Annotated in this window: 15 protein-coding genes; 13 read left to right on the plus strand and 2 right to left on the minus strand. The window is 58.7% G+C overall.

What is annotated here, in order from left to right; genetic code table 11:
* Window positions 1-27: 27 nt before the first annotated feature.
* Both ACX3P5_RS11985 and yegD read left to right on the plus strand, forming a co-directional pair.
* Entirely contained in the window at window positions 28-3,363 is a 3,336-nt protein-coding gene (locus ACX3P5_RS11985) for a diguanylate cyclase (RefSeq protein WP_458969182.1), read from the plus strand.
* A 74-nt stretch (window positions 3,364-3,437) separates the two neighbouring features.
* A complete protein-coding gene (yegD, locus tag ACX3P5_RS11990) occupies window positions 3,438-4,790 on the plus strand; it encodes a molecular chaperone (protein ID WP_233987624.1) in 1,353 nt (450 codons plus the stop codon).
* 688 nt (window positions 4,791-5,478) lie between these two features.
* On the opposite strand, the gene ACX3P5_RS11995 is transcribed toward yegD, so the two are convergent.
* Both ACX3P5_RS11995 and ACX3P5_RS12000 read right to left on the minus strand, forming a co-directional pair.
* A complete protein-coding gene (locus tag ACX3P5_RS11995; RefSeq protein WP_458968765.1) occupies window positions 5,479-6,822 on the minus strand; it encodes a carbohydrate porin in 1,344 nt (447 codons plus the stop codon).
* 210 nt (window positions 6,823-7,032) lie between these two features.
* Entirely contained in the window at window positions 7,033-7,992 is a 960-nt protein-coding gene (locus ACX3P5_RS12000; protein WP_233987623.1) for an aldo/keto reductase, read from the minus strand.
* Window positions 7,993-8,232: 240 nt separating this feature from the next.
* On the opposite strand from ACX3P5_RS12000, the gene ACX3P5_RS12005 reads away from it, so the two are divergent.
* From ACX3P5_RS12005 to ACX3P5_RS12055, 11 genes are all read left to right on the plus strand, one after another.
* Window positions 8,233-9,471, plus strand: coding sequence for an MdtA/MuxA family multidrug efflux RND transporter periplasmic adaptor subunit (locus ACX3P5_RS12005; protein ID WP_233987622.1), 1,239 nt, complete (start codon window positions 8,233-8,235; stop codon window positions 9,469-9,471).
* Window positions 9,471-12,593 carry an MdtB/MuxB family multidrug efflux RND transporter permease subunit gene (locus ACX3P5_RS12010; protein WP_233987621.1) on the plus strand — a complete coding sequence of 1,041 codons (3,123 nt, stop codon included), beginning with the start codon at window positions 9,471-9,473 and terminating at the stop codon, window positions 12,591-12,593. Before ACX3P5_RS12005 ends, ACX3P5_RS12010 begins: the two co-directional genes overlap by 1 nt.
* Complete coding sequence (mdtC, locus tag ACX3P5_RS12015; RefSeq protein ID WP_458968766.1) at window positions 12,590-15,664, plus strand: multidrug efflux RND transporter permease subunit MdtC; 3,075 nt, start codon at window positions 12,590-12,592, stop codon at window positions 15,662-15,664. The genes ACX3P5_RS12010 and mdtC overlap by 4 nt, the downstream gene beginning before the upstream one ends.
* A gap of 70 nt (window positions 15,665-15,734) precedes the next feature.
* A complete protein-coding gene (mdtD, locus tag ACX3P5_RS12020) occupies window positions 15,735-17,141 on the plus strand; it encodes an MFS transporter (RefSeq protein WP_233987619.1) in 1,407 nt (468 codons plus the stop codon).
* A complete protein-coding gene (baeS, locus tag ACX3P5_RS12025) occupies window positions 17,138-18,526 on the plus strand; it encodes an envelope stress sensor histidine kinase BaeS (RefSeq protein WP_458968767.1) in 1,389 nt (462 codons plus the stop codon). Before mdtD ends, baeS begins: the two co-directional genes overlap by 4 nt.
* Window positions 18,527-18,532: 6 nt before the next feature.
* On the plus strand, window positions 18,533-19,240 hold the full coding sequence (gene baeR, locus ACX3P5_RS12030) for an envelope stress response regulator BaeR (RefSeq protein ID WP_233987617.1): 708 nt from the start codon (window positions 18,533-18,535) through the stop codon (window positions 19,238-19,240).
* A gap of 126 nt (window positions 19,241-19,366) precedes the next feature.
* Window positions 19,367-20,749 (plus strand): prephenate-dependent tRNA uridine(34) hydroxylase TrhP, encoded by a 1,383-nt coding sequence (gene trhP / locus ACX3P5_RS12035; RefSeq protein WP_233987616.1) that lies wholly within the window; start codon window positions 19,367-19,369, stop codon window positions 20,747-20,749.
* Between the two features lie 221 nt (window positions 20,750-20,970).
* Entirely contained in the window at window positions 20,971-21,870 is a 900-nt protein-coding gene (gene yegS, locus ACX3P5_RS12040) for a lipid kinase YegS (RefSeq protein WP_458968768.1), read from the plus strand.
* A gap of 145 nt (window positions 21,871-22,015) precedes the next feature.
* Entirely contained in the window at window positions 22,016-23,230 is a 1,215-nt protein-coding gene (manD, locus tag ACX3P5_RS12045) for a D-mannonate dehydratase ManD (RefSeq protein WP_233987614.1), read from the plus strand.
* A 10-nt stretch (window positions 23,231-23,240) separates the two neighbouring features.
* Window positions 23,241-24,251, plus strand: coding sequence for a Zn-dependent oxidoreductase (locus ACX3P5_RS12050; protein WP_336755614.1), 1,011 nt, complete (start codon window positions 23,241-23,243; stop codon window positions 24,249-24,251).
* Between the two features lie 81 nt (window positions 24,252-24,332).
* Window positions 24,333-25,616 (plus strand): MFS transporter, encoded by a 1,284-nt coding sequence (locus tag ACX3P5_RS12055; RefSeq protein ID WP_233987612.1) that lies wholly within the window; start codon window positions 24,333-24,335, stop codon window positions 25,614-25,616.
* Window positions 25,617-25,638 lie beyond the last annotated feature (22 nt).

A 25,638-nucleotide genomic window follows, 5' to 3' on the forward strand; every position in this document is an offset into this window, starting at 1 on the left:
AATGCGTGCGCCCTGCCGGACGTCTGCATGACCATTGAGATCCCCACCCTGCACAACCGACCGCAAAAGCACGCTTTGCCCGCACTTCTGCTCGGCTGCCTGGTGTTTTTTCTGACGCTATTCTGCCTCGAACTGATCGTCGTCAGCGGTAAAATTTCGCCGCTATGGTTTCCAACCGCCGTGATGACGGTGGTGGTTTTCCGCTGTCCGTCGCGTCAGCTTCCGCTCTATCTGACCACCTGTGTCATCGGTACTGCCTGTGCCAACGCTTTAATCATCGGACCGGCGCTGTCGAATATTAAATTCGCCCTGCTCAATCTGTTGCAGGCGGGCCTCGGCGGTATCCTGCTGCGGGCATTACTCGATCGGCGCGCACCGCTCAGTTCGCTGCATGACTGGGCGCGGCTGGTGCTGTCGGTGGGCGTGTTAACCCCGGTGCTCGGTGGGCTGATGGCGCTGTGGGTACTGCAGGTCAGTGGTCACGCCTCGTTCCCCTTCTTTTATACCTGGGTGATCTCCGAAATCATCGGGATGCTGGTGCTGGGCCCGATGTTGCTGTTGCTGCCGTGGCCGCTACGCCGCAGCCAGATAGGCGATAAGCGCCTGACCGAATTTTTCCTGACGCTGGCGGTCACGCTGATTGCCAGTTATCTGGCTCTGCGCTTTCTGCCGTGGCCCTTCACCTTTATTGTGGTGATCCTGTTCTGGTGCGCCGTCCGCTTGCCTAAGCTGCAGGCTTTTGTGCTGTTCTTCATCAATGCCAGTTTTATGTCAATGCTGCTGGCGCTTAGCCTGGTCAGCGTGGTGAACAATAACAGTGCGCTGGGACCGGTCTCCAGCTGGCTGCCGTTCCTGCTGGTGCTGATCCCCAGCCATATCATGTCGCTGGTGATGGATGCGTTTCGCCGTGAGAAAAATCACATCAGCGAGAGCGAAACCCGTTTTCGTCACGCAATGGAGTACTCGGCGATCGGCATGGCGCTGGTGTCGCCGCAAGGCAGCTGGCTGCAGGTCAACCATTCGCTCTGCCAGACGCTGGGCTATCCGGAAGAGGAACTGAGACGACTCACCTTTCAGCAGATCACCCATCCTGATGATCTCAGCAACGATCTGCAGCAGCTGAGTAAACTGCTCAGCGGCGAGATCTACACCTACACGATGGAAAAACGTTACTTCCGCAAAGATGGTGAGATTGTCTGGACCCGGCTGACGGTGTCGCTGGTCCGTGATACTGACAATGTGCCGCTCTACCTGATTGCCCAGATCATCGATATCTCCGAGCTGAAACAGAGTGAACAGGTTAACCGGCGGCTGATGGAGCGGATCACGCTGGCCAATGAGGCGGGCGGAATCGGCGTGTGGGAATGGAACCTGCTGACCGGCGAGATGTTATGGGACAAACGGATGTATGCGCTGTTTGGCCTGGCGTCTCATGAGTCGCCCAGTTACGATTTGTGGGTGCACCTGCTGCATCCCGGCGATCGGGAACATGCCGCCCTGACGGTACAGCAGGCGATCGAACTGCGCAGCGCTTTCCATATGGAGTACCGCGTGGTTAACGCTGACGGTCAGCGCTGGATACGCACTCAGGCTAACCGCATCCTCAGTAAAGAGGGACGAATTGAGCGGATGCTCGGTATTTGCCAGGACATCACTCCGTTACGCAATCTGAACGAGGCGCTGTTTCAGGAGAAAGAGCGCATGGCGATCACGCTTGGCTCCATCGGTGAGGCCGTCATCAGCACCAATCAGGCGATGCAGGTCTCCTTTATGAATCCGGTGGCGGAAAAGATGAGCGGCTGGACGCAGGAACAGGCGGCGGGTAAACCGCTCAGCGAACTGCTGCACATTACTCAGGGCCGCAACGGACCGGAAGTGGAAAACCTGCTGCTGTGTCAGTTGCCACGCGAAAAGATTACGCCCGATCTGGCCGAGGATCTGGTGCTGCATACCCCGGATGGCGGCCATATCGACATTCATTACAGCATCACTCCGCTGCGTTCAGAAGCCGGGCTGGAACAGGGCGCGGTAATGGTGATTCAGGATGTCAGCGAGTCGCGCAAACTGATGAAGCGGCTGAGCTACAGTGCATTGCACGACACCCTGACCGGTTTGCCTAACCGCGCCAGCTTTGAGCACCAGTTAAAACGTCTGCTGTACGATGCGGCGGAACATCAGCATCAGCACGTGCTGGTGTTTATCGATCTTGATAAGTTTAAAGCGGTCAACGACAGCGCCGGTCACGCCGCGGGCGATGCGCTGTTACGCGAACTGTCAGACCTGATGCAGCATCATCTGCGCAGCAGTGACTTCCTGGCGCGGCTGGGTGGCGATGAGTTTGCCTTGCTGATGCCTGACTGTCAGGTTGAGCAGGCGCACGAGGTGATTCAGCGCATCGTGGCCACGGTCAACGATTACCGTTTTCAGTGGCTGGGGCGGCTCTATCATGTTGGCGCCAGCGCCGGTGTCACCCAGATTTCGCCCGACAACTGCCAGAGCAGTGATGTGCTGTCGCAGGCGGATATCGCCTGTTATAACGCCAAGCGCAGCGGGCGTGGCCGTTACATGATCTATGAGCAGCACCGGATGCCGCTGGCGGGTAATCATCAGGGGCTGGATGCCGCGATGATCGACTCCTTGCAGATTGAACTGCCCGCCTGGGCGGTTGCCCCGCCGAAAACGCCACAGTCCGCCTTTCTCTGGCTTCTCGACGTACAGCTGTTGACGCCCGATGGCCTGCTGGTGGATGAAACCCTGCTGCGCAATAACCTGCCCGATGAGGCGCTGCGGCGGCAGCTGGACAATAAAATTCTCAATGCTTTTTTCCAGCATGACGTGCAGGGGCTGAATGAAAAAGGCATCCCGGTGATCCTGCCGCTGAATGCTCAGGCACTCAGCGATGCGGATTTTGTCCGGCAGCTTTGTCGCCGCTTTGACGCAGCGGGCCTGACCGACAGCCGCTGTGGCTTCGCCTTCCAGACCGCCAGCGTGTTAAGTCAGGGCGAACAGCTGCACAGCGCCCTGCTGCAACTGCGTCAGTGCGGCTGCCGCATCGTATTACAGCAGTTCGGGCGTAATCTTGAAGCCTTTAATCAGCTCAGCGATGAACTGGTCGATTGTCTGGTGCTGGCGCCGGAACTGGTGACCAATGTACACAATAATCTGATGGATGAGATGCTGCTGACCATCATTCAGGGTCAGGCATCGCAGCGCAATATCGCCCTGCTGGCCGGTCCGGTGTCGGTGCCGGCGGTGCTGACCGCGCTGGCCAGCCTGGACGTCGACGGCGTCTGGGGCAGTGCGGTGGCCGAACGTCAGCCGCTGAGCGTACTGGCTGAAGCGCGCTTTTTTGCCATCCGTTAAATCCGCCGCTGAGCGCTTGCTACCCTGTTAAAGCTGCGTTAAAGTCGCCCCCTTTTTTCCGGCATGGGGCGAAAATGTTCATAGGATTCGATTACGGCACGGCTAACTGTTCGATAGCCGTCAGTGAAAATGGCGCGCCGCGTCTGTTAACGCTGGAAAACGGCCAGCGCCTGCTGCCGTCGATGATCTGTGCGCCGACCCGTGAGTCCGTCAGCGAATGGCTCTATCGCCATCATCAGGTGCCCACGCCCGACAGTGAAACCACCGCCCTGCTGCAGCGCGCGCTGCGTTTCAACCGCGAAGAAGATATCGACGTGCTGCCCAACAGCGTGCAGTTCGGCCTGACCGCCCTGCAGCACTACATGGTCGATCCGGAAGATGTCTGGTTCGTAAAATCCCCTAAATCCTTTCTCGGTGCCAGCGGCCTGAAGCCGCAGCAGATCGCCCTGTTTGAAGATCTGGTCTGCGCCATGATGCTGCACATCCGTCAGCAGGGCGAAAGCCAGCTCGATCAGCCGATCGATCAGGCGGTGATTGGCCGTCCGATTAACTTCCAGGGCTTAGGCAGTGAAGAGGCCAACCAGCAGGCGCAGGGCATTTTACTGCGTGCCGCGCAGCGGGCCGGCTTCCGCGACGTGGAGTTTCAGTTTGAGCCGGTAGCGGCCGGTCTCGATTTTGAAGCCACCCTGCAGCAGGAAACCCGGGTGCTGGTGGTCGATATCGGCGGCGGAACCACCGACTGTTCAATGTTACTGATGGGCCCGCAGTGGCGTGATAAAGCCGATCGCCGCGAAAGCCTGCTGGGCCACAGCGGTTGCCGCGTTGGCGGTAACGATCTCGATATTATGCTGGCGTTTAAAACCCTGATGCCGCTGCTCGGCCTCGGCGGCAATACACAGAAAGGCATCGCCCTGCCCGCCCTGCCGTGGTGGAATGCGGTGGCGATTAACGATGTTCCGGCGCAGAGCGAGTTTTACAGCGCCGCCTGCGGTAAGTTGCTGCGCGATCTGGTGCGCGACGCCGAGCAGAGTGACGTGGTGGCGCGCCTGCTGAAAGTGTGGCAGCAGAAACTGAGTTATCGACTGGTTCGGGCGGCTGAAGAGAGCAAAATCGCCCTGTCGGACAGCGCGCAGCACGCGGCATCCCTCGACTTTGTCGCGGCGACGCTGCAGGCGGATATCAGCGTCAACCTGTTGCAGGAGGCCATTAATCAGCCGCTGGAGAAAATTCTTGAGCAGGTTCAGCTGGCGCGAGCCACCAGCCAGATCAAGCCAGATGTGGTTTACCTGACCGGCGGCAGTGCGCGCTCGCCGCTGCTGCGTGCAGCACTGCAGCAGGCGCTGCCTGATACCCCGATTGCCGGCGGCGATGATTTCGCCTCGGTGACCGCAGGACTGGCCCGCTGGGCGGAAGTGATGTTCCGTTAACCTTGATCTGCAATAAAAAAACGGCACCTTTGAGTGTCATGCCGATCAGTTAAGGTTAAATGTGCAAAGGCTGTCACGGTCAGACGTGGCAGCTTTTTTTGTGAGCAGGCGTGCAGGAGTGCGGGCCAGAGCACCGCTGCTGCTGCCGGGCAGTCCTCGCGCCGCTGCGCGGTACCTTCGGCTTTGACGTCGTGCCGACGAACCATTCGGGGATCGGCCTTCCCTGGCCGGCCCCGAACTCTCCACGCTTCCCGGCGTGGCGTTCTGGCCCACCGTCACGCCTCAGCGCTGCGGATAGCCCTTTCAGCAGCAGAGGCGCTCAGGCCTTCACGCTCGTGCCCTTTTTTACAACACGTACTGAAGTTTCAGAGCAGGCCGGGGCCGATCAGGGGCAGGCAATCCGCAGCGCTGAGCAGAATGAGTCGGCCAGGAGAGCCCGCAGGACGCGGGCGAAAGTCGGGGCGGCACAGGATGTGCCATCCCCGGCGGTCCGTCAGGCAGAGGAATGACGTGAAGGAACCGCGCAGCGGCGCGAGGACCGCCAGCCCCTGAGCGGCACCAGACTGCGTTATCACCTGCTGCTTAACTGACGAGCTACACCCGTGAATGCCGTTTTATTTGCGGATAACGACGAGCACGCTCAGGGAGCAATTTCAACGGCACTTCCCTGTGCCGTTTTAACTCAGGATCAGAACGCGATATTGGCGCTGATGCCGCCGATAAACGCATCTTTTACTTCGCTGACCGCGCCAGGCGCCACCACATATTGCAGGTTCGGGCGCAGTGACATCCAGTTGGTCACTTTCGCGTTGTAATAGACCTCGTAGTTATATTCTGAGCCATCCTGAATCGGCAGATAGGTCGGGCTGTCAAAACGGCTTTCGCCGTTGGCCTCATTCTGCTGACGCAGCGAACGGGTGTAGTCGCTGTTGACGTGAATGCGTGCCGCACCGACGCCAATCTCATCGTCAGGACGCGCATCAAACGGCCCTTTCCAGGTAAAGGCGATCGACTGATAGTTGTCGGTTTTTGAGGTTTTGTGATCGTTCATCACCGCCTGAACCCGCACGCCAAGACCGCGATTCACATCGCCATCCTGCGCCGTCAGCTGTTGCTGTAACAGCAGGTAGCCGCCGTAGGCGTGATCCTGGTCCTGATAGGCACCGTTGCGCCAGCTGCCATAGACATCGCCATTGGCTGACGAGTAGTAATACCCGATGCGGTAGTTACCCGGCAGTTTTTGCGCGCCGAGCGTCGGTTTCCAGCCCAGTTCGACCGGCACCAGATTACCTTCAGAATTGCTGGTATCGAGACGGAAGCCATCGCCGCGATCGTAGTTTGCCCGGTTCTGGTTATAGAATCCCACCTGGAAGAAAATTTCAGGGGTGATATTGAATTTGATTCGGCCACCCCACTGAGAAACCGGCCAGTTAAACCAGCGATCGCCACGCCAGTTACCGGCCTGGCCGCTACCCAGCGCCAGGTTCTGGAACAGGTTGCCGTCGAAGTTATCAAAGTCTTCACCGACCGTGACCCGACCCGCTTTCAGATCGACCACATCGTTAAACAGCCCTTTCCGCAACCAGAACTGAGTCAGACGCCAGGTCTGACCGCGACCATAGACCTCCTGCACCGACGAGAGCATTCCGGTGCGCTTGTCCGCCACCTGCTCCGACAGGTTCTGCCCGTCACGGTTGGTGATGGTCATCTGAAATTCCGCATCCTGCCAGTCCAGCAGTTTTTCCAGATCGAAATTGGTGCCGAAGGACCACTGATCGCTGTAACGCATGGTGGTATTGGTATCGGCACCGCCGCCCAGGTTGGCGGCGCTTTCCATGGTGTAATTGACGTCAAATTTAATGCCATCGTTCTGCAGCTGCGTTCGGTAACCGCCCCAGTCACCAAACATCCACTCTGAATCAGGACTCAGCGCGTCAGCGGCCATCGCCTGGCCGGTTAACATCGCCAGAATCAGGGTGCCGGTTGCCACACGGCGCAGCGGAAAACGCTGTTCTGCTTGTTTGTTTTTCATCATGCTTATTCTTATGTGAGTTACGGGGGAATGACCCGCAGAGAATAGTGCTGAGGAAAGTTCAATTTTTGTAAATACGTGCGCACGATTCGTCAACCGGGCAGTTTATTCGTGCAAGTGTGAGCTGGATCGCAGTGTGGTTACTCTTTCGACAGAAGAGGCGAAGCGTAAGAAGAGTAAGGCGAAACGGGGCGCAGCGGCCCCGTTCTGTCAGCGACTGGCCTGTGACAGTTGTTCAATCTGTTCTGGCGTCAGGGTCAGCCGGGTCGCCCCGACCAGATCGTCGAGCTGGGCCAGCGAGGTGGCGCTGACAATCGGTGCGGTGATGCTGGGACGGGCAATCTGCCAGGCCAGTGCCACCTGGGTCGGAGAAACCTGATGCGCTTCGCTGATCGCATCCAGCGCCGCCAGGATCTTCAGGCCACGCGGGTTGAGATATTTTTCCACTACGCCCTGGCCGCGCTGACTTTTGCTGGCATCCGCTGGCTGGCGGTATTTGCCGCTCAGGAAGCCGCTGGCGAGCGAGTAGTAGTTAATCACTCCCAGACCATGATGCGTGACCACCGGCTCCAGTTCCGACTCGTAGGGCTGACGATCGTAGAGGTTGTATTCCGGCTGCAGGGTTTCATAACGCGCCAGCCCTTCCGCCTCGCTGATCTCCAGTGCCTGCTGCAATCGCGCCGCGCTGTAGTTAGACGCCCCGATGGCCCGCACTTTGCCCTCTTTGATCAGGCTGTCAAAGGCGCTCAGGGTTTCGGCCAGCGGCGTGTCCTGATCGTCGCGGTGCGCCTGGTAGAGATCGATATAATCGGTCTGCAACCGCCGCAGTGAGTCTTCGACCGCCTGACGAATATATTGCGGTTTCAGCCCGGTTTTCTCCGGCGAAAGCTCCATCCCGACCTTGGTCGCCAGGACGATACTGTCGCGCTTGCCGCTTTTCTTCAGCCATTCACCGATAAGGGTTTCTGATTCGCCGCCTTTATTTCCCGGCGCCCAGCGTGAGTAAACATCGGCGGTATCGATAAACCACAGCCCTTTTTCCACCAGCGCGTCCAGCAGCGAAAACGAGGTGGGCCGATCCACGGTCCAGCCAAACACGTTGCCGCCAAACGTCAGTCGCGGTACCGAAATGCCACTGTCGCCCAACTGTCGGGTCTCATTCTGACTCATTATCTGCTCCTTAGTGGTGTATCGAAACGGTCTGTTACTGAGCATAGCAAAGCGTATTAACGCCTTTATGACGATTGAGGTGAGATTAATGTCAGAACAGGCATAATGACCCCGCCCGGACAGATATCCTTATTTCCTTCAACTTTTGCCCGTCAGAGGCGACTACAATCTGTCGTTTGCAGGCTCACCGTTTGCTGCCTGCGCCTGGGACTACGTCACTGCTGGAGAGCATGAAAAATAATGAGCACCCGACATCCTGTTATGAAAAAGAGCCTGATTGTGCTGGTGGTGATTATCGCCGCCGTGGGCGGTTATTACGGCTGGCAGCAACACGCTGCTAAACCGCAAAGCGATAGCCAGACAAAAGGTCAGGCACCCCGCGGCAAAAGTGGCGCTGAGGGCGCGCGCCGTCCGCTGGCCCCGGTCCAGGCGGCCAGCGCCACTCGCCAGAGCGTGCCGCAATATCTGAGCGGATTAGGCACCGTGACCGCGGCCAATACCGCCACGGTACGTAGCCGGGTGAATGGCGATCTGGTGGCGATTCACTTTACCGAAGGTCAGCAGGTCAAAGCCGGGGAATTGCTGGCGGAAGTCGATCCGCGCCCGTATCAGGTCGCATTAACCCAGGCGCAGGGGCAGCTGGCAAAAGATCAGGCCACGCTGGCGAATGCCCGGCGCGACCTGGCGCGTTTCGAGAAACTGGCGAAAAGTTCGCTGGTGTCACAACAGGAGCTGGACACTCAGCGCTCGCTGGTGAGCGAAACCCTCGGCACCCTGAAGGCCGATGAAGGCAGCGTCGCCAGCGCCCAGCTTAATCTGACCTACAGCCGCATCACCGCGCCCATTGCTGGTCGGGTCGGCCTGAAGCAGGTTGATGTCGGCAACTACGTCACCAGCGGCGATACCACCGGCATTGTGGTGATCACCCAGACGCATCCCATCGACGTGGTCTTCACGCTGGCCGAAAATAACATCAGCCAGATTCTCAAGGCGCAGAAAAACGGCGAAACGCTGCAGGTCGAAGCCTGGGATCGCAGTAATCAGACGCTGATTGCCAGCGGTAAGCTGCTGAGTCTCGACAACCAGATTGATGTCACCACCGGCACCATCAAAATCAAAGCGCGGTTCGATAACCAGGACGACGCGCTGTTCCCGAATCAGTTCGTAAACGTCCGGCTGAAGGTCAATACGCTGCAGGATGCGATAGTGATCCCGGCCGCTGCGCTACAGATGGGCAATGAAGGCCACTTCGTCTGGGTGGTTAACAGTGACAATAAAGTCAGTAAGAAAAGCGTGATGGCTGGCCTGCAGGATAGCCAGAAAGTGGTGATCAGCGCCGGTCTGGAAGCCGGTGAGCGGGTGGTGACTGACGGCCTCGATCGCCTGACCGAAGGGGCAACCGTGGAGATTGTCGCGCCGCAAAGTACCGCCCCGCGCAGCAGCCGTGCGACCCTGCCGTCGAAAGGAGAGCGTGAGTAATGCAGGTGATGCCTCCCGATCACAGCGGTGGACCGTCACGCCAGTTTATTCTGCGTCCGGTCGCCACCACGCTGTTGATGATTGCCATTCTGCTGGCGGGCGTGCTGGGGTACCGCTTTCTGCCGGTCTCAGCGCTGCCGGAAGTCGATTACCCGACGATTCAGGTGGTCACGCTCTATCCCGGCGCCAGCCCGGATGTCGTCACCTCGTCGATTACCGCACCGCTGGAGCGTCAGTTCGGCCAGATGTCGGGCCTGAAGCAGATGGCATCGCAGAGTTCAGGTGGTGCATCGGTGGTAACGCTGCAGTTCCAGCTCAGCCTGCCGCTCGACGTGGCGGAACAGGAAGTGCAGGCGGCGATTAACTCCGCCACCAACCTGCTGCCTAACGATCTGCCTAACCCGCCGGTCTATAGCAAAGTGAACCCGGCCGATCCGCCGATCATGACGCTGGCCGTTACCACCAGCAGTATGCCGCTGACCCAGGTACAGGACATGGTGGAAACCCGGGTGGCACAGAAAATTTCTCAGGTCAGCGGTGTGGGTCTGGTGACCTTGTCCGGCGGTCAGCGGCCCGCAGTGCGGGTCAAAATGAATGCCCAGGCGCTGGCGGCGCTGGGCCTGACCAGCGAGACGGTGCGCACCGCCATCAGTAACGCTAACGTCAATTCGGCCAAAGGCAGTCTGGATGGGCCAACGCGCTCGATTACCCTGTCGGCCAACGATCAGATGAAATCGGCAGAAGATTACCGTCAGCTGATCATCAGCTACAACAATGGCGCACCGGTGCGGCTGGGTGACGTTGCCACTATTGAGCAGGGTGCGGAGAATAGCTGGCTGGGTGCGTGGGCCAACCGCGACGCCGCCATTGTGCTCAACGTGCAGCGTCAGCCGGGTGCCAATATTATTGCCACCGCCGATAACATCCGCGCCATGCTGCCAGCGCTGACGGCGGCGCTGCCAAAATCGGTCTCCGTTAAACTGCTGACCGATCGCACCACTAATATTCGCGCGTCGGTGAACGATACCCAGTATGAGCTGATGCTGGCGATGGCGCTGGTGGTGATGATCATCTATCTGTTTCTGCGCAATGTGCCTGCCACGCTGATCCCGGCGGTGGCGGTACCGCTGTCGCTGATCGGCACCTTTGCGGCGATGTATTTTCTCGGCTTCTCGATCAACAACCTGACGCTGATGGCACTGACCATCGCCACCGGCTTTGTGGTCGATGACGCGATTGTGGTGATCGAGAACATCTCCCGCTATATCGAAAAAGGGGAAAAACCGCTGACCGCGGCGCTGAAAGGCGCAGGCGAAATCGGTTTTACCATCATCTCCCTGACCTTCTCGCTGATTGCGGTATTAATCCCGCTGCTGTTTATGGGCGATGTTATCGGACGTCTGTTCCGCGAATTTGCCGTGACGCTGGCGGTGGCGATTCTGATTTCAGCGGTGGTTTCACTGACCCTGACGCCAATGATGTGTGCCCGGATGCTGAGCGCCGAGTCGCTGCGTAAACAGAACCGTTTCTCGCGCGCCAGTGAAGCGATGTTTGATCGCATTATCGCCGTCTATGGCCGTGGTTTACGCCGGGTGCTCAGCCATCCGTGGCTGACGCTATCGGTAGCGCTCGGCACGCTGGTGCTGACGCTGATGCTGTGGATGATGATCCCGAAAGGCTTCTTCCCGCAGCAGGACAACAGCATTATTCAGGGCACGCTGCAGGCGCCGCAGTCGGTCTCCTACGCCAGCATGGCCGAGCGTACCCGCGACGTCGCCTCGATTATCATGAAAGATCCGGCGGTCCAGAGCATGACCTCGTTTGTCGGCGTCGACGGCACCAACGCCGCGCTGAACAGCGCCCGCCTGCAAATCAACCTCAAGCCGCTCGACCAGCGTGAAGATCGGATTCCGGTGATTCAGCAACGGCTGCAGCAGCAGGTAAGCCAGATTCCGGGCGTGCAGTTATGGCTGCAGGCGGTGCAGGATCTCACCATCGATACCCAGGCGAGCCGCACGCCCTATCAGTTTACGCTGCAGTCGGGCTCGCTGGCGTCGCTCTCTACCTGGGTGCCGGCGCTGCTGGCCGAGCTCAACACCCTGCCGCAGCTGCGGGACGTCAGCAGCGACTGGCAGGATCAGGGGCTGGAAGCCTATATCAATGTTGATCGCGCCAGCGCCAGCCGGCTGGGCATCAGTATGGCTGACGTGGATAACGCGCTGTATAACGCCTTTGGTCAGCGACTGATCTCCACCATTTATACCCAGGCCAATCAGTATCGCGTGGTGCTGGAGCAGGACAACCGCGCCACGCCCGGCCTGCAAAGTCTGGACGGCATTCGTCTGGCCAGCAGCGACGGCGGCAGCGTGCCGCTGAGCACCATCGCCCGGATTGAGCAGCGCCATACCCCGCTCAGCATTAACCATCTCGACCAGTTCCCGTCGGCCACCTTCTCGTTCAACGTGGCTGACGGCTATTCGCTGGAGGATGCGGTTAAAGCGGTGTCGCAGGCGGAAGCGCAGCTCGGTATGCCGGCCGATATGATGACCCAGTTCCAGGGCAGCACGCTGGCGTTTGAAGCCGCGCTGAGCAGCACCGTCTGGCTGATTGTGGCGGCCATCGTGGCGATGTACATCGTGCTCGGGGTGCTGTATGAGAGCTTTATCCATCCGATCACTATCCTGTCGACGCTGCCGACCGCTGGCGTCGGCGCGCTGCTGGCGCTGATGCTCAGCGGCAACGAGCTGGATATTGTGGCGATCATCGGCATCATTCTGCTGATCGGTATCGTGAAAAAGAATGCCATCATGATGATCGACTTCGCGCTGGCGGCCGAACGTGAACAGGGTATGCAGCCTTACGACGCCATCTATCAGGCCTGTCTGCTGCGTTTCCGGCCGATTCTGATGACGACTCTGGCCGCACTGCTGGGCGCATTACCGCTGATGCTCAGTACCGGCGTCGGCGCGGAACTGCGTCACCCGCTGGGGATTGCGATGGTCGGCGGGCTGATTGTCAGTCAGGTGCTGACCCTGTTTACCACGCCGGTGATCTATCTGCTGTTTGATCGACTGGCGCTGGCAACCCGTCGTCGCTTCGGCCGCACGGAGGCCGCAGAGTGAAGTTCTTTGCGCTGTTTATCCATCGGCCGGTCGCCACTACTCTGCTGACGCTGGCGATTGCGCTGGCCGGGATCCTGGGCTTTCGCCTGCTGCCGGTCGCCCCGCTGCCGCAGGTCGATTTCCCGGTCATCGTCATATCGGCTTCCCTGCCCGGTGCCGCGCCGGAGATCATGGCCTCGTCGGTCGCCACGCCGCTGGAGCGTTCGCTGGGCCGCATCGCCGGGGTCAGTGAAATGACCTCTACCAGCTCGCTGGGCAGTACCCGCATTATCCTGGTGTTCGATTTTGATCGCGACATCAATGGCGCAGCGCGTGATGTGCAGGCGGCGATTAATGCCGCGCAGAGCCTGCTGCCGACCGGGATGCCGTCGCGCCCGACCTATCGCAAAGTTAACCCTTCGGATGCGCCAATCATGATCATGACGCTGACCTCGGATAGTTACAATCCGGGTCAGCTGTATGACTACGCCTCGACCCAGCTGGCGCAGAAACTGTCACAGATTGAGGGCGTGGGCGACGTCACGGTGGGCGGCAGTTCGCTGCCTGCGGTGCGTGTGGCGCTGAATCCGCAGGCGCTGTTTAATCAGGGCGTGTCGCTGGATGCGGTGCGCACCGCCATCAGCAATGCCAACCAGCGGCGGCCGCAGGGCGCACTGGATGATTCGCAGCAGCGCTGGCAGCTGCGTACCAATGACGCGCTGCAGACCGCCAGTGAGTATCAGCCGCTGATCGTGCACTACAACAACGGCGCGGCGGTCAGGCTGTCGGACGTTGCCACGGTTGAGGACTCGGTTCAGGACGTGCGCAACGCCGGGATGTCGCGCGGTAAACCGGCGGTGCTGCTGCTGATTCGCAAAACCCCTGAAGCCAACGTCATCGATACCGTCGATCGCATTCGCGCCGAACTGCCGCTGCTGCATGAGGTGATCCCGGCCGCTATTGATCTGCAGATTGCGCAGGATCGCTCGCCAACCATTCGCGCTTCACTGCATGAAGTGGAGCAGTCGCTGGTGATTGCCGTCGCGCTGGTGATCCTGGTGGTGTTCGCCTTTTTGCGTTCCGGTCGCGCCACGCTGATCCCGGCGGTTGCAGTGCCGGTTTCGCTGATTGGCACCTTCGCCGCGATGTACCTGTGCGGCTTCAGCCTGAATAACCTGTCGCTGATGGCGCTGACCATCGCCACCGGCTTTGTGGTGGATGACGCGATTGTGGTGCTGGAGAACATTGCCCGCCACGTCGAGGCGGGAATGAAACCGCTGGCCGCGGCGCTGAAAGGGGTGCGGGAAGTCGGCTTCACCGTGCTGTCGATGAGTCTGTCGCTGATTGCGGTCTTCCTGCCGCTGCTGATGATTGGCGGGCTGATTGGCCGCTTCTTCGCCGAGTTTGCTATCACCCTGTCGGTCGCGATCGTGATTTCGCTGTTTATCTCGGTCACCCTGACGCCGATGATGTGTGCGTATCTGCTGAAACCCACGGTGCCGGGCAGCCAGCCACGGCGGCATGGCTCAGGCCGGCTGCTGCTGGCGATCCAGCAGGGCTATGGCCGATCGCTGCGCGTGGTGCTGAACCATGCCCGCTGGGTATTGCTGCTGTTTTTAGCCACCATCGGCCTGACCGTCTGGCTGTTTATCAGCATCCCGAAAACCTTTATGCCCGAACAGGATACCGGCCGGCTCTCCGGCTTTATCTCGGCAGATCAGAGTATTTCGTTCCAGGCGATGCGCAGCAAGCTGCAGGATTTCATGGAGATCGTCGGTGCCGATCCGGCGGTCGAAAGCGTGGTCGGCTTTACCGGCGGGATGCGTACCAACAGCGGCTCGATGTTTATCTCGCTGAAACCGCTCTCCGAGCGTAAAGAGAGCGCACAGGAGGTGATCGCCCGCCTGCGGATCAAACTGGCGAAGGAGCCAGGCGCTAACCTCTACCTGAATGCCGTGCAGGATCTGCGCGTCGGCGGACGCGAGTCGAATGCCAGCTATCAGTATTCGCTGCTGTCGGACGATCTCAATGATCTGCGAACCTGGGAGCCCAAAATCCGTCAGGCGTTCGCCGCCCTGCCGCAGCTGGCTGACGTCAACTCCGATCAGCAGGATAAAGGCAGTGAGATGGACCTGAGCTACGATCGTGAAAGCATGGCACGGCTTGGCATCAGCGTCTCTGACGCTAACGCCCTGCTAAACAACGCTTTTGGTCAGCGTCAGATCTCCACCATCTATCAGCCGCTGAATCAGTACAAAGTGGTAATGGAGGTCGATCCGCGCTACACCCAGGACATCAGCGCTCTGTCGCAGATGTTTGTTATCAATAGCGAAGGCAAGGCGATTCCGCTGTCGTGGTTTGCAAAGTGGCAGCCAGCCAACGCCCCGCTGTCGGTTAACCATGAAGGGCTTTCGGCGGCGTCGACCATCTCGTTTAACCTGCCGGAAGGGGTGTCGCTGTCGCAGGCGTCTGAAGCGATCGATCGCACCATGACCGCACTCGGCGTCCCCTCCAGCGTGCGCGGCAGCTTTGCCGGTACCGCTCAGGTGTTTCAGCAGTCGCAGAGCAGCCAGCTCTGGCTGATGCTGGCGGCGATTGGCGCGGTCTATATCGTGCTGGGGATTCTCTATGAGAGCTATGTTCATCCGCTGACCATCCTGTCGACGCTGCCATCGGCTGGTGTCGGCGCGCTGCTGGCGCTGGAACTGTTCGATACCCCGTTCAGCCTGATTGCGCTAATCGGGATTTTGCTGCTGATCGGCATCGTGAAAAAGAACGCTATCATGATGGTAGATTTCGCCCTTGAGGCACAGCGCAACGGCCAGCTCAGCGCGCACGAAGCGATTTTTCAGGCCTGTCTGCTGCGCTTCCGGCCGATTCTGATGACCACGCTGGCAGCGCTGTTTGGCGCGCTGCCGCTGGTGCTGACCAGCGGTGACGGCGCGGAATTGCGCCAGCCGCTCGGCATTACCATTGCCGGTGGCCTGGTGATGAGCCAGTTGCTGACGCTCTACACCACGCCGGTGGTCTATTTGATGATGGATAAATTGCGGCATAAAAAACGTCCGCGGGTCACAGCGCAGCAGCAATAACAGGGTGTGCGATGCAGCAGCGTCGCGCGGGGTGAAGAGAGCGAAGTGACGTGATTTTCGGGGCTGAACGATGAACACACAGAGCGCAAATGTCCGCTGGCAATTATGGATAGTGGCGATCGGCTTCTTTATGCAGACGCTGGATACCACCATAGTGAACACCGCCATTCCGGCGATGGCGCACGATCTGGGCGTCAGTCCGCTGCATATGCACTCGGTGATTGTCTGTTACGTGCTGACGGTGGCGGTGATGCTGCCGGTCAGCGGCTGGCTGGCCGACCGCTTCGGGGTGCGCAATATTTTCTTCAGCGCCATTGTGTTGTTCAGCCTCGGCTCACTGCTGTGCGCCCTCTCCACCACGCTTGATCAGCTGGTGATGTCGCGGGTGGTTCAGGGCATTGGCGGCGCGATGATGGTGCCGGTCGGGCGCCTGACGGTGATGAAAATCGTGCCGCGCGAACAGTATATGTCGGCAATGACCTTTGTGACGTTGCCGGGTCAGATCGGTCCGCTGCTGGGGCCGGCGCTGGGCGGCGTGCTGGTGGAGTACGCCAGCTGGCACTGGATCTTCCTGATCAACATTCCGGTCGGCATTGCCGGTGCCGTCGCGACCCTGATGCTGATGCCGAACTATGCGATGCAAACCCGACGGTTTGACTTCAGCGGCTTTATCCTGCTGGCGGTGGGTATGGCGACCTTAACTCTGGCGCTGGATGGTCAGCGCAGCAGCGGCGGCTCGCCGTTACTGCTCGGCGCGATGATCCTGGTCGGGATGTTCTCACTGCTGTTCTATCTGATGCACGCGCGCAGCAATGACAATGCGCTGTTCAGCCTGAAGCTGTTTGATAACCGCATCTACTCGATTGGCCTGCTCGGCAGTTTTACCGGCCGCATCGGCAGCGGCATGCTGCCCTTTATGACGCCGATTTTTCTGCAGGTCGGCATGGGCTACAGCCCGTTTCACGCCGGGCTGATGATGATCCCGATGGTGCTGGGCAATATGGGAATGAAGCGCATCGTGGTGCGCATCGTGAACCTGTTTGGCTATCGCAACGTGCTGGTGGTATCGACGATTGCGCTGGCGCTGGTGGTGCTGCTGTTCCCGCTGGTGGCGATTCTGGGCTGGGTCTGGCTGCTGCCGCTGGTGCTATTTCTGCAGGGCATGGTCAACGCCATCCGCTTCTCATCAATGAATACTTTGACGCTGAAAGAGCTGCCCGATGAACTCGCCTCCAGCGGCAATAGCCTGCTGTCGATGATTATGCAGCTGTCGATGAGTATCGGCGTGACGCTGGCTGGCCTGCTGCTGGGTGCCTTTGCTCAGGATGCTGCCAGCGACAGCAGTGCGGAACATCAGATGTTTATTTATGCCTATTTGTGCATGTCCCTGATTATTATCCTGCCGGCGCTGGTGTTCTGGCGCGTGCCGCAGCAGGTGAGTAAAAACGTCGACTTACGACGCCGGAGAAAGTCATGAAGGTTAACCTGCGCATCGGCATTGGCGCCAAGCTGTTTATGGCGATTTTCTCGACCTGCATGCTGGTCTTGATCACCATGCACTGGGGCGTCCGCCTCAGCTTTGAACATGGCTTTGTCGATTACATCAAGCGCGGCAATGAACAACGGTTAAGCCTGCTGAGTGACGCGCTGGCCGATCAGTATGAGCAGCACGGTAACTGGGATTTTCTGCGCCATAACGATCGGCTGGTGTTTAATATTCTGCGGTCGCTGGAGCAGAATCCCGACAGCAATAATCAGCTGCCGCCCCACGGCTGGCGCACCCAGTTCTGGATCCTCGACCAGCAATATAAAGTGATGGTCGGCCCGCGCTCGCCGGTGCCGCCCGAAGGATCGCGACGTAATATCACCACCAGCAACGGTAAAGTGGTTGGCTGGGTGATCGGCTCGCCGCCGGAGCGGCTGACGCGCAGCACCGACATTAATTTTGATCAACAGCAGCGGCGCACCAGCTGGTATATCGTCGCGCTCTCCACGCTGCTGGCGGCGCTGGTGACCTGGCTGATGGCGCGCGGCCTGTTGGCACCGGTCAAACGGCTGGTTGACGGCACCCATCATCTGGCGGCCGGTAATTTTGCAACCCGGGTAGAGGTTGGCAGTCAGGATGAACTGGGTCAGCTGGCCGGTGACTTCAACCTGCTGGCCAGCTCGCTGGAAAAAAACGAAAGCATGCGCCGCGCCTTTATGGCGGACATCTCCCACGAGTTGCGTACCCCGCTGGCCATTCTGCGCGGCGAGCTGGAGGCGATGCAGGATGGCGTGCGTAAAATCACGCCGGAGGCAATCGCCTCGCTGCAGAGTGAAGTGGTGGTGCTGACCAAGCTGGTGGACGATCTGCATCAGCTTTCCCTGTCGGATGAGGGCGCCCTCGCCTACCGCAAGCAGGCGACCGATCTGGTGCAGTTGCTGGAGGTGACCGCCGGCAGCTTTGCTGAACGCTACCGCGCCTATGATTTAACCCTGAAACTCAACCTGCCGGATGAAGCGCCATTCTTTGGCGATCCCGATCGCCTGATGCAGCTGTTCACCAACCTGCTGGAAAACAGCCTGCGCTATACCGACAGCGGAGGCCGGGTCGAGGTGAAATTGTGGTATGAAGCGCCTTACTGGCGCATCGATCTGGAAGACAGTGCGCCCGGCGTCGACGGCGAACATCAGACGCAGATTTTCGAACGCTTCTTCCGTACCGAAGGCTCGCGTAACCGGGCCAGCGGCGGGTCGGGACTCGGCCTCGCGATCTGTAAAAACATCGTTGATGCGCACGGTGGTGACATCTCTGCAGAGCACTCTGATTTAGGTGGACTGAAAATCGCGCTACACTTGCGCTACGTTCCCTCTGTGTAACTGCTTATGAGCCAGCCAAACCACGACCCGTTAATTCTGGTGGTCGAAGATGAACCAAAACTGGCGCAGCTGATGATCGACTATCTGCACGCCTCCAATTACCGCACCCACCATATTGCCGATGGCAATGCGGTGCTGGACTACGTACGCCAGTCGCCGCCCGACCTGATGCTGCTGGATTTGATGCTGCCCGGCACCGACGGGCTGACGCTGTGTCGCGAGATCCGTCGCCACTCGGAACTCCCGATCATTATGGTCACCGCCCGCACCGAAGAGATCGATCGGCTGCTGGGGCTGGAGATCGGCGCAGATGACTATATCTGCAAGCCGTTCAGCCCGCGTGAAGTGGTGGCGCGGGTGAAAACCATTCTGCGCCGGGTGAAACGCAGTGCCGAAGAGGTGCCGAACAGCTCGCTGCTGACGATAGATGAAGGCCGCTTTGTGGCCAGCTGGCGCGATCGGCCGCTGGATCTGACTCCGGCAGAGTTTCGCCTGCTAAAAACGCTGTCGCTGGAGCCAGGCAAAGTGTTCTCGCGTGAGCAACTGCTCAACCATCTGTATGACGACTACCGTGTCGTCACCGATCGGACCATCGACAGCCACATTAAAAATCTGCGCCGCAAGCTGGAAAGCCTTGATAGCGAACAACCTTTTATCCGCGCCGTCTACGGTATGGGCTATCGCTGGGAAGCTGACGTTTGTCATTTGATCTAGTTTGATCCCGATCAATTTACTTCCGTTTTCCCACTGCCTACAATTCCGCACCTTTAGCAGGGCCTCTGACCGGCCCTGCCGCTGTCGCCTGAGGCGGCATACTGACCTGACATCAGTGAGAACCCGATGAAACCCGAACTGCTTTCCCCTGCCGGCACGCTGAAAAACATGCGCTACGCCTTCGCCTATGGTGCCGATGCGGTCTATGCCGGCCAGCCGCGCTACAGCCTGCGGGTGCGCAACAATGAATTTACCCACGAAAACCTCGCCAAAGGGATCGATGAAGCGCACGCGCTGGGCAAAAAGTTCTATGTGGTGGTTAACATTGCGCCGCATAACGCCAAGCTGAAAACCTTTATCCGTGATTTAACCCCGGTGGTGGCGATGCAGCCTGATGCGCTGATTATGTCCGATCCGGGCCTGATCATGCTGGTGCGGGAGGCCTTTCCGCAGATGCCGATTCATCTGTCGGTACAGGCCAATGCGGTTAACTGGGCGACGGTTAAGTTCTGGCAGCAGATGGGGCTGAGCCGGGTGATTCTGTCTCGCGAACTGTCGCTGGAAGAGATTGCCGAAATCCGTCAGCAGGTGCCGGAGATGGAACTGGAGGTGTTTGTTCACGGCGCACTCTGCATGGCCTACTCCGGCCGCTGCCTGCTCTCCGGTTACATGAATAAACGCGATCCCAATCAGGGCACCTGCACCAACGCCTGCCGCTGGGAGTATAAGGTGGCCGAAGGCCAGCAGGATGAGGTCGGCAATATCGTCGGTATCCATCAGCCGATCCCGGTGCAGGATGTCACGCCGACGCTCGGCGTCGGGCAGCCGACCGACAAAGTGTTTCTGCTGGAAGAGAAGATGAAGCCGGGCGAGGTAATGAGCGCCTTTGAAGATGAACACGGCACCTACATCATGAACTCCAAAGATCTGCGCGCGGTGGCGCACGTTGAGCGTCTCAGTCAGATGGGCGTCCACTCGCTGAAGATTGAAGGCCGCACCAAATCTTACTATTACTGCGCCCGCACCGCGCAGGTCTATCGCCGGGCGATTGACGATGCTGCCGCCGGAAAACCTTTTGATCCGTCGCTGCTGGAAACGCTGGAAGGACTGGCCCATCGCGGCTATACCGAAGGTTTCCTGCGTCGTCACACCCACGACAGCTACCAGAACTATCAGCAGGGCTTTTCAGTCTCCGATCGTCAGCAGTTCGTGGGCGAATTTACCGGTGAGCGACGGGATGACTGGGCGGAAGTGGCGGTGAAAAACAAATTCATGCTGCACGATCAGCTGGAGATCATGACGCCCGCCGGGAATCTGCTGTGTCAGCTGGATGCGTTGCAGAATGCACGCGGCGAGGCGATCGATGTTGCGCCCGGCGACGGACACCGCGTCTGGCTGCGGGTACCCGAAGAGGTTGATCTGCGCTTCGGCCTGCTGCTGCGCAACTTTGCTGACGGCCAGGACACGCGCGATCCTCATGCAAATCGTTTACCAACTGAAACATTTTGATGAAGTTAGAACAGGATCACAGACCCCTGAGCGGCGCTGCCTTATAGTCCCGCCTGCTGCCAACGAGTAACAACAATCAGCAGGTTATTACTGGAACCACCTCATTCACCCGCCCGGCTCCCCCGTGCGGGTTTTCTTTTTTCTCACTATCGCCAATAATTTTCGGCGGTCAGCTATGTTATAACCCTCCTCTCACTCTGTAGATCTTCAAGGAACAGATAATGGATAAAAAATCGCTTACGCTGCTGATTCTGAATGGAAAAGGCGCAGGCAATGATGATCTGCGAGACGCAATCAGCTCGCTGCGTGAAGAAGGTTTTGAAATCGCGGTACGTGTGACCTTTGAAAAAGGTGACGGTGACCGCTATGTCAAAGAGGCGATTGCACTACAGGCAGAGACCGTGGTCGCTGGCGGCGGTGACGGCACCATCAATGAGATCGCCACCGCGCTGGCAGCCTCTGAAGCGGCCCATCGTCCGGTGCTCGGCATTCTGCCGCTGGGTACCGCCAACGATTTTGCCACCAGCGTCGGCATCCCCGAAGAGATGGAACCCGCGTTGCGGCTGGCCATTCAGGGTAAAGCCAGCAGCATCGATCTGGCGCGGGTCAATCAGACCCACTATTTCATTAATATGGCGACCGGCGGATTTGGCACCCGGATCACCACCGAAACGCCGGAAAAACTGAAATCGGCTCTGGGCGGCGTCTCCTACTTTATTCACGGCCTGATGCGGATGGATACCCTCAAGCCCGATACCTGTGAAATCAGCGGACCCGACTTTCACTGGCAGGGCGATGCGCTGGTGATTGGGATTGGTAATGGCCGTCAGGCGGGCGGCGGACAGCGTCTCTGTCCGTCGGCGCTGATCAACGATGGCCGGCTGGATGTCAGCATCGTCACCGCTCAGGAACTGCTGCCTACGCTGCTGCACTCGCTGACCGGCGATGATGACAATCCCGGCATCGTCACCACGCAGCTGCAGTCGCTGACGATCCGTTCACCGCATGAAATGACCTTTAACCTTGACGGTGAGCCGCTTTCCGGACGTGAGTTCGTGATTGAGGTGCTGGCCGGTGCGCTAAGTTGCCGTCTGCCGCCGCAGTGTCCGCTGCTGTCCTGATTGATCAAACAAGGGGCGAAAGCCCCTTTCTTTTTGCCGGCGTTAACGCTTTGTGATTGCCTTCACAACTCTGCCGCATCAACTTGTATGGTAGTATTAAAGCGCGTATTTTTTCATCATTGAATGCTGACTAAAGGCTATCGGGATGAAAATTGTTAACGCTGAAGTATTTGTAACCTGTGCAGGCAGAAACTTTGTCACTGTCAAAATCACTACCGATCAGGGCCTGACCGGCATTGGCGATGCCACGCTGAATGGCCGCGAATTACCGGTAGCGTCCTATCTGAAAGATCACGTCTGCCCGCAGCTGATTGGCCGCGATGCGCATCAAATCGAAGATATCTGGCAGTTCTTCTATAAAGGCGCTTACTGGCGTCGCGGCCCGGTGACCATGTCCGCCATCTCTGCGGTGGATATGGCGCTGTGGGATATCAAAGGCAAAGCCGCCAATATGCCGGTTTATCAGCTGCTGGGCGGCGCGTCACGCACCGGCGTGATGGTCTATTGCCACACTACCGGCCATTCCATCGATGAAGTGATGGACGACTACGCGAAGCATAAAGAGCTGGGATTCAAGGCGATCCGTGCCCAGTGCGGCGTACCGGGGATGAAAACCACCTACGGCATGGCGAAAGGTAAAGGGCTGGCCTATGAACCCGCCACTAAGGGTAACTGGCCGGAAGAGCAGTTCTGGTCAACCGAGAAATACCTCGATTTCACACCAAAACTGTTCGCGGCGATCCGTGACAAATTTGGCTTTGATGAGCATCTGCTGCATGACATGCACCACCGTCTGACGCCGATTGAAGCGGCGCGTTTCGGTAAGAGCGTGGAAGATTACCGCCTGTTCTGGATGGAAGATCCGACGCCTGCCGAGAATCAGGAATGTTTCCGCCTGATCCGTCAGCACACCGTGACGCCAATTGCGGTAGGAGAAGTGTTCAACAGCATCTGGGATTGTAAGCAGCTGATTGAAGAGCAGCTGATTGACTATATCCGCACCACCATTACCCATGCGGGCGGAATTACCGGGATGCGCCGCATTGCGGATTTCGCCTCACTCTATCAGGTACGCACCGGCTCACACGGTCCGTCCGATCTCTCGCCAATCTGCATGGCAGCCGCGCTGCACTTTGATCTCTGGGTGCCTAACTTCGGCGTGCAGGAGTATATGGGCTTCTCTGAACAGATGATGGAGCTGTTCGAGGCTAACTGGACCTTTGACCAGGGCTATATGCATCCTGGCGACAAACCGGGTCTGGGCATTGAATTTAACGAGAAGCTGGCCGCGAAATATCCCTACGAACCCGCCTATCTGCCGGTCGCCCGTCTCGAAGACGGCACGCTGTGGAACTGGTAAGGAGCGCCCGATGAAAAGTGTGGTAATTGAACAACCAGGCGAGCTGGTGCTGGCTGAACGTCCGCTGCCGCAACCGGCGGCCGGTGAAGTCCGGGTGAAAGTGGCCTATGCCAGCATCTGCGGCTCTGACGTCCATATCTGGCACGGCCACAACCCGTTCGCCAGATATCCGCGGGTGATTGGTCATGAATTTTTTGGCGTGATCGATGCGGTCGGCGACGGCGTCGATGCGGCCCGGCTGGGTGAACGCGTGGCGGTCGATCCGGTGGTCAGCTGTGGTCACTGCTATCCCTGTTCGGTAGGTCGCCCCAACGTCTGTACTTCACTGCAGGTGATTGGCGTCCATCGCGACGGCGGCTTCAGTGACTATGCGCTGGCCCCCGCCAGCAATGCCTTCTGCCTGCCGGACAGCATCCCCGATCGGCTGGCGAGTCTGGTCGAGCCGTTTACCATCGCCGCTAACATCACTGCGTTTTTGCAGCCGCAACCGCAGGATGTGGCGCTGATTTACGGTGCCGGTCCGATGGGCTTAACCGCGATTCAGGTGCTGAAAGGCGTTTACAACGTCAAAGAGGTAATGGTGGTGGATCGCCTGCCGGAACGGCTGGCACTGGCAGAGCAGAACGGGGCCGATCGGCTGTTTAACAACAGCGAGGTTCCGCTGGCGGCGCAGCTGGAAGGCGTTCAGCCGACGCTGATTATCGACGCGGCCTGCCATCCCACCATTCTGGCCGAAGCGGCTGCCCTCGCCTCTCCGGCGGCGCGTATCGGTCTGCTGGGCTTTTCCGGCGAACCCTGCAGCATTACGCAGCAAAGTCTCACCAGCAAAGAGCTGTCGCTGTTTACCTCACGGCTTAACAGCAACCGCTTCCCGCAGGTGATTGAATGGATGGAAAAAGGGTTAATCCAGCCAGAGAAGCTGGTCACGCACTATTTCCCACTTCAGGAGATTGAACGCGCCATGACGCTGTTCGAGAAAGATCCGCGCACCTGCTGCAAAGTGATCCTGCAAATGGGTTAATGCCCACTGAACACCAGGTGTCCTCAGCCGGTGCGTACCCGCCGGCATGATTATAAAGAGAAAACAGATCACGGAGTTTGTATGTTCAAGAATCTGCGCTGGACCCTCGTTTTACTGCTGTTCCTGGTTTACATGATCAATTACCTCGATCGTGTTGCCCTGTCGCTGACCGTGCCGCTGGTGGAAAAAGATCTGGCAATCAATGCTGAGCAGTTCGGCATGATCTTCGGCAGCTTCTTCTTCGGTTACGCGCTGTTTAACTTCGTCGGTGGCCTCGCCACTGACCGGTTTGGCCCGAAAATTGTGCTGGCGGTCGCGGTAGGCGCCTGGTCGATCTTCTGCGGCATGACCGCGCTGGCGACCGGTTTCTGGTCGCTGCTGATCCTGCGCGTGCTGTTCGGTATGGCTGAAGGACCTATCTGTGCCTCGGCCAACAAAGCGATCAACGGCTGGTTTCCCAAAAAACAGGCCGCCACCGCGATGGGATTACTCAGCGCCGGTTCGCCGCTGGGTGGCGCGGTAGCCGGTCCGATTATCGGTTATCTGGCGCTGGCTTATGGCTGGCGTCCGGCATTCATTATCGTCTGCTGCATCGGTCTGGTATGGATGACCTTCTGGCTGTTCTTCGCTGCGGACAACCCGGCGAAAAGTAAACGCGTGAGTGAAGAGGAGCGCCTGTTAATTGAACGTCTGAAAGCGGCGAACCCCAATGATGAGGCCGATCTGTCAGAAACCGCTCATCCGTTTGGCTACTACCTGCGTCAGCCGATCATCCTGGTGACCGCGTTTGCCTTCTTCTGCTACAACTACATTCTGTTCTTCTTCCTGAGCTGGTTTCCGGCTTATCTGGTGCAGGCGCACGGCCTGGATATCAAGTCGATGAGCATCACCACCATGATCCCGTGGATTGTCGGTTTCGTCGGCCTGGCGCTGGGCGGCTGGATCTCCGATAAAATCTTTAACATTACCGGCAAACTGTTGTTGTCCCGTAAAATTGTGCTGGTGGTCTCACTGCTGGCGGCGGCAATTTGTGTGGCGCTGGCAGGTACGATAAAAGATGTGGTTCCCGCGGTGATGATGATGTCGGTGTCGATCTTCTTCCTCTACATTACCGGCGCAATCTACTGGGCGATTATTCAGGATGTGGTGCACAAGAGCCGGGTCGGCAGCATCAGCGGCTTTATCCATCTGGTCGGCAGCCTGTCCGGTATCATCGGCCCGATTGTCACCGGCTTTATTGTCCAGCATACCGGTAAATTCGATAGCGCCTTTGTGCTGGCTGGCTGTGTCGCCGCGCTGGGTGCTTTCCTGGTGTTGTTTGTGATTCGCAGCCCGAAAACGCAGGATAAACCGGTTTCGGTATAACCTTCATCACGCGACATGATCA

It is taken from the genome of Pantoea sp. S-LA4, from assembly GCF_054482835.1.